Here is a 14,923-nt window from a genome sequence, read left to right on the forward strand (position 1 = left end):
TGGTCACCGACCGTACTGGACGTCGGTTTCGTGACGCGCGAACCCGAGCTTGGTGTAGACCGCCAACGCCGGCGCGTTGTCGCCTTCGACATACAGGATGATCTGCCGCAACCCGCGGCCCGCGAGGTACCGCAGCCCGGCGAGCGTGAGCGCCCGGCCGAGCCCGCCGCCCTGCGCGGCCGGGTCGACGCCGACGACGTACACCTCGCCGACGCGCTCGCCACCGAACCGGCCGGGCGTCGGCTCGTGCACCTTCGTCCAGTGGAAGCCGATGACTGTGTCGTTTTCCTCCGCGAGGAAGAAGCCGTCGGCGTCGAACCACGCCCGCCGCTCGTCGGCGCGGACGTCGTCGGCGGTCAGGGCGCCCTGCTCGGGGTGCCAGTCGAAGGCCCGCGCGTTGACCCGGACGACGGCGTCCTCGTCCTGCCCCGGCACGAACGTGCGCAGCGAGACGCCGTCGCGCAGCACCGGCTCCGGCCAGTCCGAGCCTTCGACGTCGACGTGCAGGATCAGCAGCTCGCGCTTGCGCTCCAGACCGGTCTTCCTGGCCAGGCGCTGCGCCCCTGGGTGGTCGCCGTGCGCCCAGACGCGGAAGCCGACCGCGGCCCGCTCGTCGAGCGCCTGGAGCAGCTTCGCGCCGTAGCCGCGGTTGCGGTGGGCGGGGTGCACGAACAGTTCGGCGACCTGGTGGTCGAAGGAGTCGCCGGTGGTGTCGAGGTGCGCGTACGCGACGACCTCGTCCTCGACGCAGGCGACGAGGTGCTCACCGCCGTCGAACGCACCGGGCAGCGGGCCCTCGGGTTCGACCTCGGGGCGCCCGTCCGCTTCGCGCACGGCCAGCAGCAGCCGCCGCACGTCCTCGAACTGCCGGTCGTCCAGTTCCTGGCGCCACTCGCCGTCTCCGCTCACCCTGCGACCGTACCCGTGCCGGACGCAACGCGACGGCTGTGCGGGACGTCTTCCGGGTGCGGAAGGGGGATCAGTGAGCGAGTTCTGGGGTGTCGGCCGGGGCCTCGGCAGTGGCCTGCGCGGGCACACCCGGCCGCGGGCCGCCGCCGCTCTTGGCCGGCCGCTCGAACTTGTAACCGACGTTGCGCACGGTGCCGATCATCTGCTCGTGCTCGGGGCCGAGCTTGGCGCGCAGCCGCCGGACGTGCACGTCGACCGTGCGGGTGCCGCCGAAGAAGTCGTAGCCCCAGACCTCCTGTAGCAGCTGGGCGCGGGTGAACACCCGGCCCGCGTGCTGCGCGAGGTACTTGAGCAGCTCGAACTCCTTGTAGGTGAGCTCGAGGGTGCGCTTGCGCAGCCGCGCGGTGTAGGTCGCCTCGTCGATCACCAGCTCGCCGACCCGCAGCTCGGCGTCGACCTGCGCGGAACCGCCGTCGCGGGTCGTCACCAGCCGCAGCCGGGCGTCGACCTCGGCCGGGCCCGCGGTCGGCAGCAGGATGTCGTCCGTGCGCCACTCGGCGCTGACCGCCACCAGGCCGCCTTCGCCGACGACCGCGATAATCGGGGTGGCCGCCTCGTCCTCGCCGGTGCCCTTGAGCAGGCGGCAGAGGCTCTTCGCCGAGGCCAGATCGCTGCGGGCGTCCAGGAGGATCACGTCACGGTGGCCCGCGTCGAGCAGGGCCGTCACCTCGGGAGCGCGGACGCGTACGGTGTGCGGCAGCAGGTCCAGAGCGGGAAGCACCGAGGTGGCGTCGGCCTCCGCAGTCAGTACCAGAAGGTCCAGGCTCATCAGCCGCACCGCCTTCTCGAGTTGTCGCCGCACAGCGGCAGTGGTCGGTGCTAAGTGAGAATAGCGGCTGAACGGCCGGGCACCTAACCCTTGCTGGATCGATCACACCTGGAGGAATCCGGGTGCCCCCGACGAACAGGAGTACGGACGCGATGGTGAGCAGGCCCGTGACCCGGGACGACCGACCCGGACCGACGCCCGACGCCCGGCGCCGCGGCCGCCGGGCCCGGCGCTGGGTGATCGCTCTCGTGGTGTTGGTTTTGCTGCTGGTCGGCGCCGATTTCGGGGCTGCCGCGTACGCCGAGCACATGATCTCGCAGAAGGCACGCACCCAGTTGCAGCTGAGCGACGACCCGTCGGTGACGATCCACGGCTTCCCGTTCCTCACGCAGGCGCTGGGCGGTGACTACAGTCACATCAGCGTGTCCGCCGCCGGCGTCCCGGTCGCGGGCAAGCTCCAGGACGTCGCGGTCAACGCCGAACTGGAGAACGTCACGGCGCCGCTGTCCGACATCTCCTCGGGCAACACGAAGGCGATCACCATCGGCGAGCTGACCGGCTCGGTCACCATCAAGGCCGCCGACCTGGCCCGCCTCGCGCCGCTGGACAAGATCAAGGACCTGCGGATCGAGCCGTCGACCCGCGAGTACGTCGAAAACGGCGACGCCGGGCAGAGCGAGCCCACGCCGACCCCGACGAAGACCACCGAGGGCCAGCCCGACCAGGACGAGTCGAGCACTGGTGTCCGCATTTCGGGACACCTTCAGTTCGCGGGCAAGGATCTGGAAATCTTCTGTTTCGCGATGATCGAGGCCGACGCCGCCAAGGGAACGATCAACTTCCTCCCCAAGCGGCTGCAGTTCGGGAACGACCAGGAGACCACCGTGGTCCCCGCGGCGGTCCAGAAGGCGCTGATGCCGAACTTCAACGCGTCGATCAGCACGAAGGACCTGCCGCTGTCGGTCACCCCGACCGGCGTGCGGGTGCAGAGCGGATCGGTGACGATCAAGGGCAAGGCGGCGAACGTGTCCTTCGCGGACCTGAGCAAGTAGGGAGCGGTGCGGTGACGGGGCTGTGGGTGCTCGTGGCGACGCTGGTGGCCGCCGGGGCCGTCGGCGCGCTGCTGAAGGCCCGCAACGGCCGGGTCCGGGCCGCCAGGCCCGCCGCCGCTCGCGGGCTGCCCGCCCCCGTCACCGACGTGCTCGACCCGGCGTCCGCGGTGACGCTGGTCCAGATCTCCACCACCTTCTGCGCGCCCTGCCGGCACGCGAAGGCCGTGCTCGCGCCGCTGGCCGAGCGGACGGCCGGCCTGCACCACGTCGAGCTCGACGTCACGGACCAGCCGGAGGTCGCGCAGTCGCTGTCCGTGCTGCGGACGCCGACCACGATCGCGCTGACCCCGGACGGCCGGGAGCTGCTGCGCGTCGGCGGCGTCCCCAAGGGACCCGAGCTGCTGGCCGCCCTGCGGCCGCATCTCACCAGTCGGACAGTCTGAGCAGGGATTTCTCCCGAAATCCGGGAATCGTCCCAAGGAATGAACGTGGTTCCCACCCTGAGGGAGCTCTGGGTACCCTCGCACCCGTGACCAGGCTGACCACCTTCTTGACGCAGCGACGCGCAGTCGACCTCTGCCGCGTCCACAGCAGCCTGTGTCGCGTTCAGTCCGACCGGCACTGAACCGTCCGATCCGGTCCCCACCAGCCCTGATGCCGCTGACGCGTGCCGTTCGCACGCACCCTTTCCGCCCAGCTGGAGGATCCATGCCCGCCGGACCGGCCGTCGACCCGCGAGGCCCGCGGTTCGCCGCCATCCTGACCACGATCGTGCTCGCGGTCGTGCTGGTCACCGAGTGGTGGCCGCTGCTCGCCGTCCAGACCGTCGTGTTCGCCATCGGCGCGTTCGTCGGCCTGAAGCAGGCGCCGTACTCGATCGTCTACCGCGCACTGGTGGCCCCGCGCCTCGGCCCGACCGACGAGCGGGAGGACGCGGCACCGCTGCGGTTCGCCCAGGCCGTCGGGTTCGTGTTCGCCCTGGTCGGCACGATCGGCTTCGCCGTCGGAATCACCCCGCTCGGCATCGTCGCGACGGCTTTCGCGCTGTTCGCGGCCTTCCTCAACGCGGCCTTCGACTTCTGCCTCGGCTGCGAAATGTACTTGCTCATCAAACGCTTCAGCCCCGCCCGCGCGTCGTCCTGAAGAACAACCCAGAAAGAGAGTTCTGTCCCATGAGCCGTGAAGACGTCCTGGTCACCACCCAGTGGGCCGAGGAGAACCTGGACACCCCCGGCGTCGTGTTCGCCGAGGTCGACGAGGACACCACCGCCTACGACGGAGGCCACATCCGGGGCGCGGTGAAGTTCGACTGGCGGAACGACCTGCAGGACGGGGTGCGCCGCGACTTCGTCTCCAAGGAGGGCTTCGAGAAGCTCCTCTCGGAAAAGGGCATCTCCAACGACGACCTCGTGGTCCTCTACGGCGGCAACAACAACTGGTTCGCCGCGTACGCGTACTGGTACTTCAAGCTGTACGGCCACGAGAACGTCAAGCTGCTCGACGGCGGCCGCAAGAAGTGGGAGCTCGACGGCCGCGAGCTGAACTCCGACGAGGTCAAGCGCGCCGGCACCGACTACCAGGCACAGGACCAGGACCTCTCGCTGCGCGCGTTCCGCGACGAGGTCGTCCAGTCGATCGGGTCGAAGAACTTCGTCGACGTGCGTTCGCCCGACGAGTTCTCCGGCAAGCTGCTCGCCCCGGCGCACCTGCCGCAGGAGCAGTCCCAGGTTCCCGGGCACATCCCCGGCGCGCTGAACGTGCCGTGGGCGAAGGTCGCCAACGAAGACGGCACCTTCAAGACCGAGGAAGAGATCAAGGAGCTGTACCAGGACGAGGGCATCGACGAGGGCAAGGGCACCATCGCCTACTGCCGCATCGGCGAGCGTTCCTCGATCGCGTGGTTCGCGCTCCACGAGCTGCTGGGCTACGAGGACGTGAAGAACTACGACGGTTCATGGACGGAATACGGCTCGCTCGTCGGCGTGCCGGTCGAGTTGGGAGCCAAGTGATGGCGGTTGACGACAGCTGCGGCGCACCGGTCCAGGAGGCCACGCCCGCGGACTACGACACGCGCGGGCAGGTCGTGCTCGCCGGCAAGGTGACCGGCGCGAACGGGCCGGTCGGCGGCGCGTTCGTCCGGCTGCTGGACGGCGGCGGCGACTTCACCGGCGAGGTCGTCTCGTCGGCCGACGGCGACTTCCGCTTCTACGCGGCGCCGGGCGAGTGGACGGTGCGTGCGCTGCACCGCTCCGGCAACGGCGAAGCCTCGGTCACGGCCGAGGGCCCCGGCGTACACCAGCTGGCCATCTCGGTCGCCTGAGTTTCGTGGTTCGTGAAGGCCACCTTGAGGAACTTAAAGTTCCTGAAGGTGGCCTTCACGGCGTTCAGGGACCCGAAGCGGTGACTGTGCTCACCGCGGCGACCCTGCGCCGGGCTGTCCGGAACCGGGCGGACTATTCTGCGGGGCGTGGAAGCCTTCTTTACGACTCTGCTGGTCCTCGCCGGCATCGCGATCACCTGGTTCGCCGTGTACGTCGTCTACCGGCTGTACGCGGACCAGCGCTGACCCATGACCGCAAGCGGCGACGAAGCCATCGTGGCAGCGGAGAGGCGCGCGGAGAGCACCCGCGCCCGCAACCTCCCGCTGTGGGACGACCTGCCCATCCCCAACGACACCGCGAACCTGCGCGAGGGGCCGAACCTCAACGACGCCTGCCTCGCGCTGCTGCCGCTCGTCGGCGTCTGGCGCGGTGAAGGCGAGGTCGACTACCCGACCATCGACGGCCCGCGCAAGTTCGCGCAGCAGCTCACGATCGCCCACGACGGCCGTCCGTTCCTGATCCACGAGGCCCGCGCGTGGCTGCTCGACGACGACGGCAACGTCATCCGCCCCGCCGCCCGCGAGTCCGGGTTCTGGCGGCCGCAGGAAGACGACACGATCGAGCTGCAGCTCACCCACAACACCGGCATCCTCGAGCTGTACTACGGCAAGCCGCGCAACCAGACGTCCTGGGAGCTCGGCACCGACGCGGTGATCCGCACGGCCACGGCCAAGGACGTCACCGCGGCCCAGCGCCTGTACGGCCTGATCGAAGGCTCCCTCGGCTACGTCGAGGAGCGGGCGATGATGGGCCAGGAGATGCAGCCGCACACCTCGGCGCTGCTGCACCGCGTCGTCGGCTGACGCCGTGCGCTGGCGGCGGTGCGGCGAGGACGCCGCCCTGCTCGACTGCGACTCGCTCGACCAGATGCGGGCCGCCCACGCGACCGTGCTGGCCGCGCGCCCGCCCGGGGTCGCCGACCTCGTGCCGGGCGCGCGCAGCCTGCTCGTCGTCGGCGGGGTCGCGGCGGTGCGAGCCCTGCTCGAAGACGCCGATCTCGCGCACCCGCCGTCGGACGAGCCCCGCGAAGTGACCCTCGACGTCCGCTACGACGGCGAGGACCTGGCCCTGATCGCCGCCGACGCCGGCGTCTCGCCCGACGCCGTCGTCGAGCTGCACACCCAGGCCGCCTACACCGTGGCGTTCACCGGGTTCGCCCCCGGCTTCGGCTACCTGACCGGGCTTCCCCCGCAGCTCCGGCAGCCTCGCCTGGAGTCGCCGCGGACCCGCGTCCCGGCCGGGTCGGTCGGGCTCGCCGGCGAGTTCACCGGCGTCTACCCGCGCGAGTCGCCGGGCGGCTGGCGGCTGCTCGGGCACACCTCGGCGACGCTGTTCGACCCCCACGCGGACCCGCCCGCGTTGTTCGCGCCGGGGGACCGCGTCCGCTTCCGGAGCGTCCGGTGAGGAGCCTGGAGGTGCTCGACCCCGGGCGGTACGCGCTTGTCGAGGACCTGGGCCGGCCCGGGTACGCCCACCTGGGGGTCGCGCCTTCGGGAGCCCTCGACACGGCGTCGCTGCGGCTGGCGAACCGGCTCGTCGGCAACCCCGAGCACGCCGCCGGCGTCGAGGCCCTGCTCGGCGGCCTCTCCGTGCGCTTCACGGCCACGGTGACGGCGGCGGTCACCGGCCCGGCCGTCGACGTCCGGGTCGACGGCCGTCCGGCCGGCTCCCACACACCACTGCCGGTCCGCGCGGGCCAGACGCTGACGCTGGGCACGCCTCGGACGGGCCTGCGCTGCTACCTGGCCGTCTCCGGTGGCATCGCGGTGGAGCCGGTGCTGGGCAGCCGATCCCGCGACGTCCTGTCCGGCATCGGCCCGCCGCCGTTGCGCGCCGGGGACGTCCTGCCGCTCGGCGAGCCCGGGGTTCCCGCCGGCGCGGACGTCGTCGTCCCCGTGCGGGCGCCGGACGAGCTGCTGGTGCCGGTGACGCTCGGGCCGCGCGACGACTGGTTCGACGACCCGGCCGGCGGCCTCTCGGCGGGGTGGACGGTCACCGCCGAATCCAACCGCGTCGGCCTGCGCCTCGACGGGACGCCGCTGCGGCGGGCCGTCGACGGCGAGCTGCCCAGCGAGGGCGTCGTCACCGGCGCGATCCAGGTGCCGCCGAGCGGGCTGCCGGTGGTGTTCCTCGCCGACCACCCGACCACCGGCGGCTATCCCGTCGCCGCGGTGGTGAAAGCGGCCGCGCTGAGCGCGCTCGCGCAGGCTCGGCCGGGTACCCGAATCCGGTTCCGGCCTTCCTGAGCAAGGCGTACCGCCGCGCGGGTGAGACCCGGGTCACGCAGTGCACCCGTCCGGGTTGAGGCTGGAACCTTGTTGCGCTTTCACCCGTCCTCATAAGCGTGGAACAGGTGACGATCAGCGGTGGCACGGGTTTCCTCGACGTGAACACGCGGGCGCGGGCGGAGCTGCCGCAGTCGCTGCGGATCGCGCTGGCCACCGGGCAGCTGCGGCGTCCGCTGGCCACCACGCTCGGGCCGGTCCTCGACCTGCTCGTCGACGGCAACTACCGGGTGAGCGGCCCGGAACGGCTGCCGGAGGACCAGCAGCTCACCCCGACCGACACCTGGCCACCGTCGGACGAGGCCCGCGTCGGCTACTACCGGACCGCCATCCGCACCGGGCACCGGCCGGTCGCGGTGGTGCTGGCCGACGGCGAGCGCGAGCTGATCATCGACGGCCACCACAAGATCGCCGCCTACCGCGCCGAAGAGGTCGCCCCCGCCGTCGTCCGGATCAGCCAGGGTCAGGCGTATTCGCCTTCGTAGGCCGCGACGAGCTCGGCGTACACCGCTGCGGAATCGGGCAGCCGCTCGCCGTCGAGGGTGTGCACCCGGGTCAGCTTGCGGACGCTGGAGGCCATGAACACGCCGTCGCCCTCGACGAGGTCGCGCACGGTCAGCGGCTCCACCTTGACCGCCCAGCCCGCCTTCTCGGCGCCGCGGAACAGCGCCGCCTGGGTGGTGCCCGGCAGGATCCCGATGCTCGACGGCGGTGTGTAGAGCGTCCGGCCCTTCGCGAGCACGACGGTCGACGTCGGGCCTTCGAACACCGATCCGTCGGCCGCGGTGAAAATCACATCTCCGGCCCCACGGCGGCCCGCCTCCCGCACGGCGGCCATGTTCATCGCGTACGACAAGGGCTTCGCGCCGAGCAGCAGCCACGGCGCGCGCTCGGCGAGATCCGGCGGGAAACCGCGTTCGAGGGTGATCGCGGCAACGCCTTCGGCACGAGCCTTGAGGATCGCCGGGGCGACCTCCGAGCCCAGCGCGAAGCCGGTCGGCACCGCGGCCGGGTCGCCGTCGGATCCCCGCGTGTACACCAGTTTCAGCACCATTTCCGCCCCGCCGGCCCACCTTTCGAGCACCAGCGAAACGGCCCGCTCCCAAGCCGCGAGGTCGGGCTCCGGCAGGTCGAGCATGGCCGCCGAGCGGGCCAGCCGTTCGAGGTGCGGCCGCAGCTCCCGGGGCTTGCCGTCGACGACGAGGATCGTCTCGAAGACGCCGTCGCCGCGCTGCAGCCCGAGGTCGTCGACCTTGATCTGGGCCACGTCGGGATCGGCCGGAGTTCCGTCGAGGAAGACGAGCACGCGCATGCCGACACGGTACTCACCTAGGCTGGGCGGTATGCCGTACCGCTCGCCGCTGCTGGACGTGCCCGGATCGATCCCCTCGCCTGACGACCACCCCGAAGCCGGCGTCCCCTGGCATTGGGGAGACCCCTTCGCGGAGCAGCGCACGGCCTCGCGCAGCGCGGTCGTGATCGACCGGTCGCACCGCGAGTTCCTCGCCGTGAGCGGCGAAGAACGGCTGTCGTGGCTGCACCTCGTGATCTCCCAGCACGTGACCGAGCTGGCCGAGGGCTCCGGCACCGAGGCGCTGGTCCTCGACAGCCAGGGCCGCGTCGAGACGCACATGGTGCTGGCGCACCTCGACGGCACGGTGTACCTCGACACCGACCCAGGCACGAGCGTGACGAGCGCGCTGCCCAAGGGCGGCCCCCAGACGCTGCGCGAGTACCTCGAAGCGATGAAGTTCTGGTCCAAGGTGGACATCCGGGACGCGGCCGGCGAGCTCGCACTGCTCACCGTGCTCGGCCCGGACGCCGAGCGCGTGCTGAGCGCGGCCGGCGCCGAGGTCGGCCCGGAGCCGTACGCGGTGGCGGCGCTGGAAGGACACGCTGGCTTCGCGCGGCGGATGCCGTGGCCCGGCCGGTCGAGCGTCGACCTGGCGGTGCCCCGCGCCTCGCTGGCGGACTGGTGGAAGCGGCTGACCGACGCCGGCGCCCGCGCGGCGGGCAGCTGGGTGTTCGACGCGCTGCGCGTCGAGTCGGTGCGGCCGCGGCTGGGCGTCGACACCGACGACCGCACGATCCCGCACGAGGTGGGCTGGGTCGGCTCGGCCGCGCACGTCGCGAAGGGCTGCTACCGCGGCCAAGAGACGGTGTCGAAAGTCCACAACGTGGGACGTCCGCCCCGAAATCTTCTGCTGCTGCACCTCGACGGTTCGCCCGAGGTCACCCCGGAAACCGGCGACCCGGTGCTCCTGGACGGGCGGACGGTCGGCCGGATCGGCACGGTGATCCAGCACCACGAGCTCGGCCCGATCGCGTTGGCGCTGGTCAAGCGGTCGACACCGGTGGGCGCGGAGCTGCTGGCGGGGTCGGAGGACAACCTCGTCCAGGCGGCGATCGACCCCGACTCGGTCCCCGCGGAACAACCGGCGCCCGGGCGTGCGGCGGCAGCGCAACTTCGTGGCTGATCGAAAGCCCCTGACAGCGAGATCACGCTCAACCGGGATAAACTGCGCTGTGATCGAAGTGCGGCCCGGCGGCAGGCGGCGGATCGACCGCGTGCTCGGCCCGGGGTACCTCAGCGGCCTGGGTGAACTGCCGCTGAACGTGCTGCGCGAGCGTCGCGACGAAGCCGCGCAGGAAGAGACCGACCTGTCCTACCTGCGCCGTCTCCTGCACGCCCGGATCGACATCGTGCGCGCGGAGCAGGCCCGGCGCAGCTCCGGCGGCGAAGCGAGCATCGTCGACCAGCTGGCGACGATCCTGGCCGACAACGCACTGGGCCCGGCGGCGGGTTCCGGGCGTCACCAGCAGCTGGAACCGTCCCGCGCCGGCGAGCACCGGAGGCACGCCGAGGCCCTGATCGGCGACACGGACCTGACCGACGTCGGGTCCCTGTCGGACGAAAAGCTGGCCTCCGCTTTGGACACCTACGCGCGCGAAGAGCTGTCGGTGTCGTCGTTCCGCCGCGAGGTCCAAGGCGTGATGGACACGCTCAACGCGGAGATCGCCCAGCGCTACCAGCAGGGATCGGCCACAGTGGACGAGCTGCTGGAGAACGAAGGCGGCCGCGGCGAGTGACCAACCCCGTGCTCGCCGAAGTCGTCCGTTCCGATTTCGTCGAAAGCGTCCACCGGGGTGCGCTGGTGATCACCGGCCCGGAAGGCGAGGCCCGCCTGGCCCTCGGCGACGTGGTCTCACCGGTCTTCCCGCGCTCGTCGAACAAGCCGCTGCAGGCGGTGGGGATGCTGCGCGCGGGCCTGGACTTCACGGGCGAGGACCTGGCGCTGGCGTGCGCGTCCCATTCGGGCGAGCCGGGGCACGTGAAGCGGGTGCTGGAGCTGCTGGAGGCGGCCGGCCTGCACGAGGACGACCTGGCGTGCCCGCCGGACTTCCCGCTGCACGTCCCGAGCATGCGCGACGCGGCCGAGCCGCGGCGGGTGATGATGAACTGTTCGGGCAAGCACACGGCGATGCTGACGACGTGCGTCCGGGCGGGCTGGCCGGTTTCGGGGTACGAAGCGCCGGACCATCCCCTGCAGCAGGCGATCGCGGAGGCCGTTTCGGAGCTGACCGGTGCGCCGATCGCCCACACGGGTGTCGACGGGTGCGGTGCGCCGCTGTTCGCGTTCTCCCTGACGGGATTGGCGCGCGCGTTCGGCCGGGTGGCGTCCGCTGCCTCGGGTCCCGCCTCGGAGGTGGCGTCGGCGATGCGGGCGCACCCGTGGCTGGTCGCGGGGACGGGCCGCGAGGACACGGCGCTGATGTCCGGTGTGGAGGGTCTGATCGCGAAGGCCGGTGCGGAGGGCGTCCAGGCGTTCGCACTGCCGGACGGGTTCGCGGTGGCGATGAAGATGGACGACGGCGCCAAGCGGGCTTGTGCGCCGCTGGCGGTGGAGGCCTTGCGGTACCTCGGGACGGACGTGTCCGGGCTCGAGGAGCTGGCCCGGCCGGTGGTGGCGGGCGGCGGGCGTCCGGTCGGGGAGATCCGGGTGCCGGAGCTGCGCTGACACCGCGGGCCCGGCTGAGCAGCCCCCGATTTCCACGCTACCGGGAGGCACCGACGGTTTCGGGGTGTCCGCGCTCGTGGCTGTCCTAGTTGGCGTGTTCGCGGGCGGCCACGTCGCCCCAGAACTCGCGGAGGTCCGAGAACAGCTCGGCCAGCTCTTCGACGTTGCCCGAGCGCAGGGCGTCCAGGATGTCGTGGACCTCGTCGGCGGTGTTGTCGGCTTCCAGGACCGGATCCGTGAACAGCTGCACCAGGCCGCCGTAGTCGAGCTCGACCACGGAATCCTCGTGGAAGTTGTCCAGCCAGCGGCGCGTCTCGAACAGCACGCGGCCCGGTCCCGAGTCGCCGAAGGTCTGTTCCAGCAGCTCGCCGGCCTCGCGGGCCCGGTGCTGTGCGTCGGCGAGGGTCGCACGCCAGGACAGCTCGCGCTGGGGGTCGGCGCGGCCGTTGCCGAGCACCAGGCGCCGCTCTTCCGGCTCGATCAGCACGAACCACGGCAGCGGAACCGTCCAGGTCGTCGACAACGTGTGCGCCGCCGACGTGCTCAGGTCCACCATCGCCGCCTTCGTCCGGGCGCGGATCGCCTCCTGGGTGAAGCCGCCTTCGTCGAGGACGACGTTCTTCAGCGCCGGATGCGCGTCGCCGAGGAAGGTGACCAGCGCCGCGGCCGAACGGGCCCGCAGCTCCAGCGGGCAGACGAGCGGGCCGTGCTCGGCCTTCCCACCGGGCACTTCCCCGGCGTCGAGCACCAGGACGTCGGTCAGCAGGCTGGGCGCCGGACGGCCGTCGGCGAGCTCGGCGGGCAGCAGCCGCCGCGGGGCGGCCACCTGTGACTTGAGCCACATGGCCTGCTCTCGTGCCCCCGCGTCCGTCCGCCTCAGCTTGGCCGCCGCGACGGCCGCACGCAGCCGCTCGTCCGGCGGATCGCCCAGGGCGAGCAGGGGTTCGTACACCCGCAGGTAAGCCACGAAGGGACGGAGCACGGGTAGATCGTGGCACGTCTACCTGCACCGATCGCCACCGACCAGCCGGTAACCGGTGTCCGCCGGACACTGTCGTGACCGGCACACCGTGCCACGTCGCATCGAACCCCCCGGACACGGTACGGTGTGACCAGGAAAGAATTGTCGAGACGATGCGGGGCCGCCGATTCCCCCGGCCGCCCCGCCCCTGTGCGAGGGGGTCGAGCCATGGGGCGCGGCCGGGCTAAGGCCAAGCAGACGAAGGTGGCGCGTGAGCTCAAGTACAGCTCGCACGAGACCGACTTCGATGCTTTGCAGCGCGAGCTGTCGAGTAACTCCTCCGGTAGTCATTACGAGGAGTCCGCCGACAGCGATGATCAAGACCCATACGACGACGGGTACGACGAGTACCGTCGTTGAGCACGCGTAAACGCGCGAGGGCGGAGCCGGGCACATCCGGCAGCCGCCCTCGCGCGTCGTGTGCTGCCCAAAAGCGCTGTCCACAAGCGCGGGGCCGCAAAGCGATGAGGGAGTGAGCCGATGGTAAGTCGGGTTGGAGTCGTCGGAGCAGGCCTCATGGGGTCCGGCATCGCCGAGGTGCACGCGCGGTCCGGGTTGGACGTCGTCATCACCGAGGTGAACCAGCCGGCGCTCGACGCGGGCAAGGCGCGCATCGAGAAGTCGCTGCAACGCGGCGTCAAGAGCGGCAAGCTGAGCGCCGAGGACGCCGACGCGGCGCTCGCCAGGCTCCGGTTCACCACGGACATCGCCGAGTTCGCCGACCGCGACCTGATCATCGAGGCGATCCTCGAGCAGGAGCAGGCGAAGGTCGACGTCTTCCGCCAGCTGGACAAGATCGTCGAGGCCGAGGACGCGCTGTTCGCGTCCAACACGTCGTCGATCCCGATCATGAAGCTGGGCATGGCGACGAGCCGGCCGCAGCAGGTGGTCGGCATCCACTTCTTCAACCCGGTGCCGGTGCTGCCGCTGGTGGAGCTGGTGCCCTCGCTGCTGACCAGCGAGGAGACCGCCCGCCGCGCGGAGGAGCACGCGACGACGGCGCTGGGCAAGACGGTCATCCGCTCCCAGGACCGCGCCGGGTTCATCGTGAACTCGCTGCTGGTGCCGTACCTGCTCTCGGCGATCCGGATGATCGAGTCGGGCTTCGCGTCGGCCGAGGACATCGACCGCGGCATGGAGCTGGGCACGGCCCACCCGATGGGCCCGCTGCGGCTGTCCGATCTGATCGGGCTGGACACGATCAAGGCCATCGCGGACTCGATGTACGCGGAGTTCAAGGAGCCGCTGTACTCGTCGCCGCCGCTCCTGCTGCGCATGGTCGACGCGGGCCTCCTCGGCAAGAAGACCGGCCGCGGCTTCTACTCCTACAGCTGACGCTGGTCGAACGTCACCGGCGCGTCGAAGGCGGCGCGCCTCGCGGCGCGCCGCAACACGGCCAGGACGGCGGGCCCGAGCAGGACGATGGCCACCGCGTTCGTGATCGCGCGGCCGGTGTCCCAGCCGAGCGTCGACGTCAGGACGGTGTAGACGGCGAACCGATGAAGGTTCTCGGTCAGCGGCGCGCCGGGCACGAAGCCGAGTTGCGTGCTGTTCCCGGCGAGGAACGGCCACGACCACAGGCTCATCAGCAGCCCGAAGAAGTAGGCCGCGAAGACGCCGTAGCCGACGAGCAGGGCGATCTCGGCTTTCCCGCGCGGTTTCCGCGGGAGCAGGCCGGCCCCCAGCCCGATCAGCGACGACGCCAGCATCTGGAACGGCAGCCACGGCCCGACCCCGGCGGTGAGCAGCGCGCTCGTGAACAGCGACGTCGAGCCGAGCACGAACCCGAAGCCGGGCCCGAAGACGCGGCCGGCGAGCACGAGCAGGAAGAAGACCAGCTCGATCCCGCCGGTCCCGGCGCCGAGCGGCCGTAGACCGGCGTTGACGGCCGAGAGCACACCGAGGAGCGCGAGCGCTTTGGCGTCGATCCCCCCGCGGGACAGCTCGGCGAGCACGACCAGGATGAGCACCGGCAGGGTCCCCATGAAGACGAAGGGGGCGTCGACCGTGTGCGCGGCCGCGGTCGGCTGAGGGTGGGCGAAGAGCGGCCAGCAGAACATGGCCAGCCCGAGGAGGCTCGCGACGGTGAGGACCAGCGCGGGCCGCGGGGTCAGGCGGACGGGGCGCGGCGGCGGGCCAGGGAAGTCGGTCATGCCGGGGTCACCGCCGCGCACCGACGGGCACGACCACGTGGCGCAGGCGGGCGCCGACGCGCTCGGACGTCTGCGGAGGGCTGCTGACGGGGATGCGCAGGCCACTGCCTACGCGAGCACGCGCCTGCCGGACGCCACCGGCCGCGACCCCCAAGCCACCACCGATGCACTCGGGCACCCGTGAAAGGTCGCCGGCCGGGACGCGCAGGCCCGTGGCGGCGCGCGCTCGTCCCGCTGCACCCCCCAGGGGCCCGGCGAAGTCGATTCCGGTGGT

At 71.6% G+C, this 14,923-nt stretch carries 20 protein-coding genes; 15 read left to right on the top strand and 5 right to left on the bottom strand.

All coding sequences use genetic code 11. The annotated features are described in order from the left end of the window. Window positions 1–3 precede the first annotated feature (3 nt). Together mshD and ACLJQF_RS12700 are read right to left on the bottom strand one after the other, a co-directional pair. Entirely contained in the window at window positions 4–909 is a 906-nt protein-coding gene (mshD, locus tag ACLJQF_RS12695) for a mycothiol synthase (protein WP_410608480.1), read from the bottom strand. 70 nt (window positions 910–979) lie between these two features. Further along, window positions 980–1,738, bottom strand: a complete 759-nt coding sequence (locus tag ACLJQF_RS12700) for a winged-helix domain-containing protein (protein WP_410608482.1) — start codon at window positions 1,736–1,738, stop codon at window positions 980–982. Window positions 1,739–1,890: 152 nt separating this feature from the next. Between ACLJQF_RS12700 and ACLJQF_RS12705 the strand changes: the two genes are divergently transcribed. The 9 genes from ACLJQF_RS12705 (at window position 1,891) to ACLJQF_RS12745 (ending at window position 7,941) form a co-directional block, all read left to right on the top strand. Continuing rightward, window positions 1,891–2,790, top strand: coding sequence for a DUF2993 domain-containing protein (locus ACLJQF_RS12705; RefSeq protein WP_410608483.1), 900 nt, complete (start codon window positions 1,891–1,893; stop codon window positions 2,788–2,790). Window positions 2,791–2,801: 11 nt separating this feature from the next. Further along, window positions 2,802–3,233, top strand: coding sequence for a TlpA family protein disulfide reductase (locus ACLJQF_RS12710; protein WP_410608485.1), 432 nt, complete (start codon window positions 2,802–2,804; stop codon window positions 3,231–3,233). A gap of 265 nt (window positions 3,234–3,498) precedes the next feature. Continuing rightward, window positions 3,499–3,933 (top strand): DUF4395 domain-containing protein, encoded by a 435-nt coding sequence (locus ACLJQF_RS12715; RefSeq protein ID WP_410608487.1) that lies wholly within the window; start codon window positions 3,499–3,501, stop codon window positions 3,931–3,933. A gap of 29 nt (window positions 3,934–3,962) precedes the next feature. After that, entirely contained in the window at window positions 3,963–4,799 is an 837-nt protein-coding gene (locus ACLJQF_RS12720) for a sulfurtransferase (protein WP_410608489.1), read from the top strand. After that, window positions 4,799–5,110 (top strand): DUF1416 domain-containing protein, encoded by a 312-nt coding sequence (locus tag ACLJQF_RS12725; protein ID WP_014467851.1) that lies wholly within the window; start codon window positions 4,799–4,801, stop codon window positions 5,108–5,110. Before ACLJQF_RS12720 ends, ACLJQF_RS12725 begins: the two co-directional genes overlap by 1 nt. Before the next feature lie 249 nt (window positions 5,111–5,359). Beyond that, complete coding sequence (locus ACLJQF_RS12730) at window positions 5,360–5,974, top strand: FABP family protein (RefSeq protein ID WP_410608491.1); 615 nt, start codon at window positions 5,360–5,362, stop codon at window positions 5,972–5,974. 4 nt (window positions 5,975–5,978) lie between these two features. Beyond that, entirely contained in the window at window positions 5,979–6,575 is a 597-nt protein-coding gene (locus ACLJQF_RS12735; RefSeq protein WP_410608492.1) for a 5-oxoprolinase subunit B family protein, read from the top strand. After that, window positions 6,572–7,417: a biotin-dependent carboxyltransferase family protein gene (locus ACLJQF_RS12740; RefSeq protein ID WP_410608493.1), complete on the top strand. Its 846-nt coding sequence runs from the start codon at window positions 6,572–6,574 to the stop codon at window positions 7,415–7,417. The genes ACLJQF_RS12735 and ACLJQF_RS12740 overlap by 4 nt, the downstream gene beginning before the upstream one ends. Window positions 7,418–7,515: 98 nt before the next feature. Further along, the gene (locus ACLJQF_RS12745; RefSeq protein WP_410608495.1) at window positions 7,516–7,941 is read left to right on the top strand and encodes a hypothetical protein; all 426 of its coding nucleotides are present in this window, start codon (window positions 7,516–7,518) and stop codon (window positions 7,939–7,941) included. On the opposite strand, the gene ACLJQF_RS12750 is transcribed toward ACLJQF_RS12745, so the two are convergent. Beyond that, entirely contained in the window at window positions 7,920–8,768 is an 849-nt protein-coding gene (locus ACLJQF_RS12750) for an aminodeoxychorismate lyase (protein WP_410608496.1), read from the bottom strand. The genes ACLJQF_RS12745 and ACLJQF_RS12750 overlap by 22 nt on opposite strands. Before the next feature lie 31 nt (window positions 8,769–8,799). On the opposite strand from ACLJQF_RS12750, the gene ACLJQF_RS12755 reads away from it, so the two are divergent. The 3 genes from ACLJQF_RS12755 to ACLJQF_RS12765 are packed head-to-tail and all read left to right on the top strand — an operon-like array spanning window position 8,800 to window position 11,475. Continuing rightward, on the top strand, window positions 8,800–9,933 hold the full coding sequence (locus tag ACLJQF_RS12755) for a YgfZ/GcvT domain-containing protein (protein WP_410608497.1): 1,134 nt from the start codon (window positions 8,800–8,802) through the stop codon (window positions 9,931–9,933). A gap of 49 nt (window positions 9,934–9,982) precedes the next feature. Beyond that, window positions 9,983–10,546 (top strand): aerial mycelium formation protein, encoded by a 564-nt coding sequence (locus ACLJQF_RS12760; RefSeq protein WP_176174146.1) that lies wholly within the window; start codon window positions 9,983–9,985, stop codon window positions 10,544–10,546. After that, window positions 10,543–11,475 (top strand): asparaginase, encoded by a 933-nt coding sequence (locus ACLJQF_RS12765; protein WP_410608498.1) that lies wholly within the window; start codon window positions 10,543–10,545, stop codon window positions 11,473–11,475. Before ACLJQF_RS12760 ends, ACLJQF_RS12765 begins: the two co-directional genes overlap by 4 nt. Window positions 11,476–11,560: 85 nt before the next feature. Here the strand turns inward: ACLJQF_RS12765 and ACLJQF_RS12770 are convergent, their stop codons facing one another. Then, window positions 11,561–12,457 carry a hypothetical protein gene (locus ACLJQF_RS12770; protein WP_410608499.1) on the bottom strand — a complete coding sequence of 299 codons (897 nt, stop codon included), beginning with the start codon at window positions 12,455–12,457 and terminating at the stop codon, window positions 11,561–11,563. A 207-nt stretch (window positions 12,458–12,664) separates the two neighbouring features. Here ACLJQF_RS12770 and ACLJQF_RS12775 point away from each other — a divergent pair, with 207 nt between their 5' ends. Together ACLJQF_RS12775 and ACLJQF_RS12780 are read left to right on the top strand one after the other, a co-directional pair. Continuing rightward, window positions 12,665–12,856, top strand: a complete 192-nt coding sequence (locus ACLJQF_RS12775) for a DUF3073 domain-containing protein (protein ID WP_410608500.1) — start codon at window positions 12,665–12,667, stop codon at window positions 12,854–12,856. Between the two features lie 120 nt (window positions 12,857–12,976). Next, window positions 12,977–13,831, top strand: coding sequence for a 3-hydroxybutyryl-CoA dehydrogenase (locus ACLJQF_RS12780; RefSeq protein ID WP_410608501.1), 855 nt, complete (start codon window positions 12,977–12,979; stop codon window positions 13,829–13,831). Here ACLJQF_RS12780 and ACLJQF_RS12785 read toward each other — a convergent pair. Continuing rightward, entirely contained in the window at window positions 13,822–14,649 is an 828-nt protein-coding gene (locus ACLJQF_RS12785) for an ECF transporter S component (protein WP_410608502.1), read from the bottom strand. The two genes, ACLJQF_RS12780 and ACLJQF_RS12785, sit on opposite strands and share 10 nt — an antisense overlap. Between ACLJQF_RS12785 and ACLJQF_RS12790 the strand changes: the two genes are divergently transcribed. Next, window positions 14,648–14,833: a hypothetical protein gene (locus tag ACLJQF_RS12790; protein WP_410608504.1), complete on the top strand. Its 186-nt coding sequence runs from the start codon at window positions 14,648–14,650 to the stop codon at window positions 14,831–14,833. The genes ACLJQF_RS12785 and ACLJQF_RS12790 overlap by 2 nt on opposite strands. The last annotated feature ends 90 nt before the right edge of the window (window positions 14,834–14,923 follow it).

Source organism: Amycolatopsis sp. lyj-109 (genome assembly GCF_046548995.1).
Taxonomy (GTDB): Bacteria; Actinomycetota; Actinomycetes; order Mycobacteriales; family Pseudonocardiaceae; genus Amycolatopsis.

Excerpts from the sequence above, each read along its gene's own strand:
- ACLJQF_RS12700 (WP_410608482.1), bottom strand. The coding sequence starts at position 1,738 with ATGAGCCTGGACCTTCTGGTACTGACTGCGGAGGCCGACGCCACCTCG.
- ACLJQF_RS12705 (WP_410608483.1), top strand. The coding sequence starts at position 1,891 with ATGGTGAGCAGGCCCGTGACCCGGGACGACCGACCCGGACCGACGCCC.
- ACLJQF_RS12715 (WP_410608487.1), top strand. The coding sequence starts at position 3,499 with ATGCCCGCCGGACCGGCCGTCGACCCGCGAGGCCCGCGGTTCGCCGCC.
- ACLJQF_RS12720 (WP_410608489.1), top strand. The coding sequence starts at position 3,963 with ATGAGCCGTGAAGACGTCCTGGTCACCACCCAGTGGGCCGAGGAGAAC.
- ACLJQF_RS12725 (WP_014467851.1), top strand. The coding sequence starts at position 4,799 with ATGGCGGTTGACGACAGCTGCGGCGCACCGGTCCAGGAGGCCACGCCC.
- ACLJQF_RS12730 (WP_410608491.1), top strand. The coding sequence starts at position 5,360 with ATGACCGCAAGCGGCGACGAAGCCATCGTGGCAGCGGAGAGGCGCGCG.
- ACLJQF_RS12750 (WP_410608496.1), bottom strand. The coding sequence starts at position 8,768 with ATGCGCGTGCTCGTCTTCCTCGACGGAACTCCGGCCGATCCCGACGTG.
- ACLJQF_RS12755 (WP_410608497.1), top strand. The coding sequence starts at position 8,800 with ATGCCGTACCGCTCGCCGCTGCTGGACGTGCCCGGATCGATCCCCTCG.
- ACLJQF_RS12775 (WP_410608500.1), top strand. The coding sequence starts at position 12,665 with ATGGGGCGCGGCCGGGCTAAGGCCAAGCAGACGAAGGTGGCGCGTGAG.
- ACLJQF_RS12780 (WP_410608501.1), top strand. The coding sequence starts at position 12,977 with ATGGTAAGTCGGGTTGGAGTCGTCGGAGCAGGCCTCATGGGGTCCGGC.
- ACLJQF_RS12790 (WP_410608504.1), top strand. The coding sequence starts at position 14,648 with ATGCCGGGGTCACCGCCGCGCACCGACGGGCACGACCACGTGGCGCAG.
- ACLJQF_RS12785 (WP_410608502.1), bottom strand. The coding sequence starts at position 14,649 with ATGACCGACTTCCCTGGCCCGCCGCCGCGCCCCGTCCGCCTGACCCCG.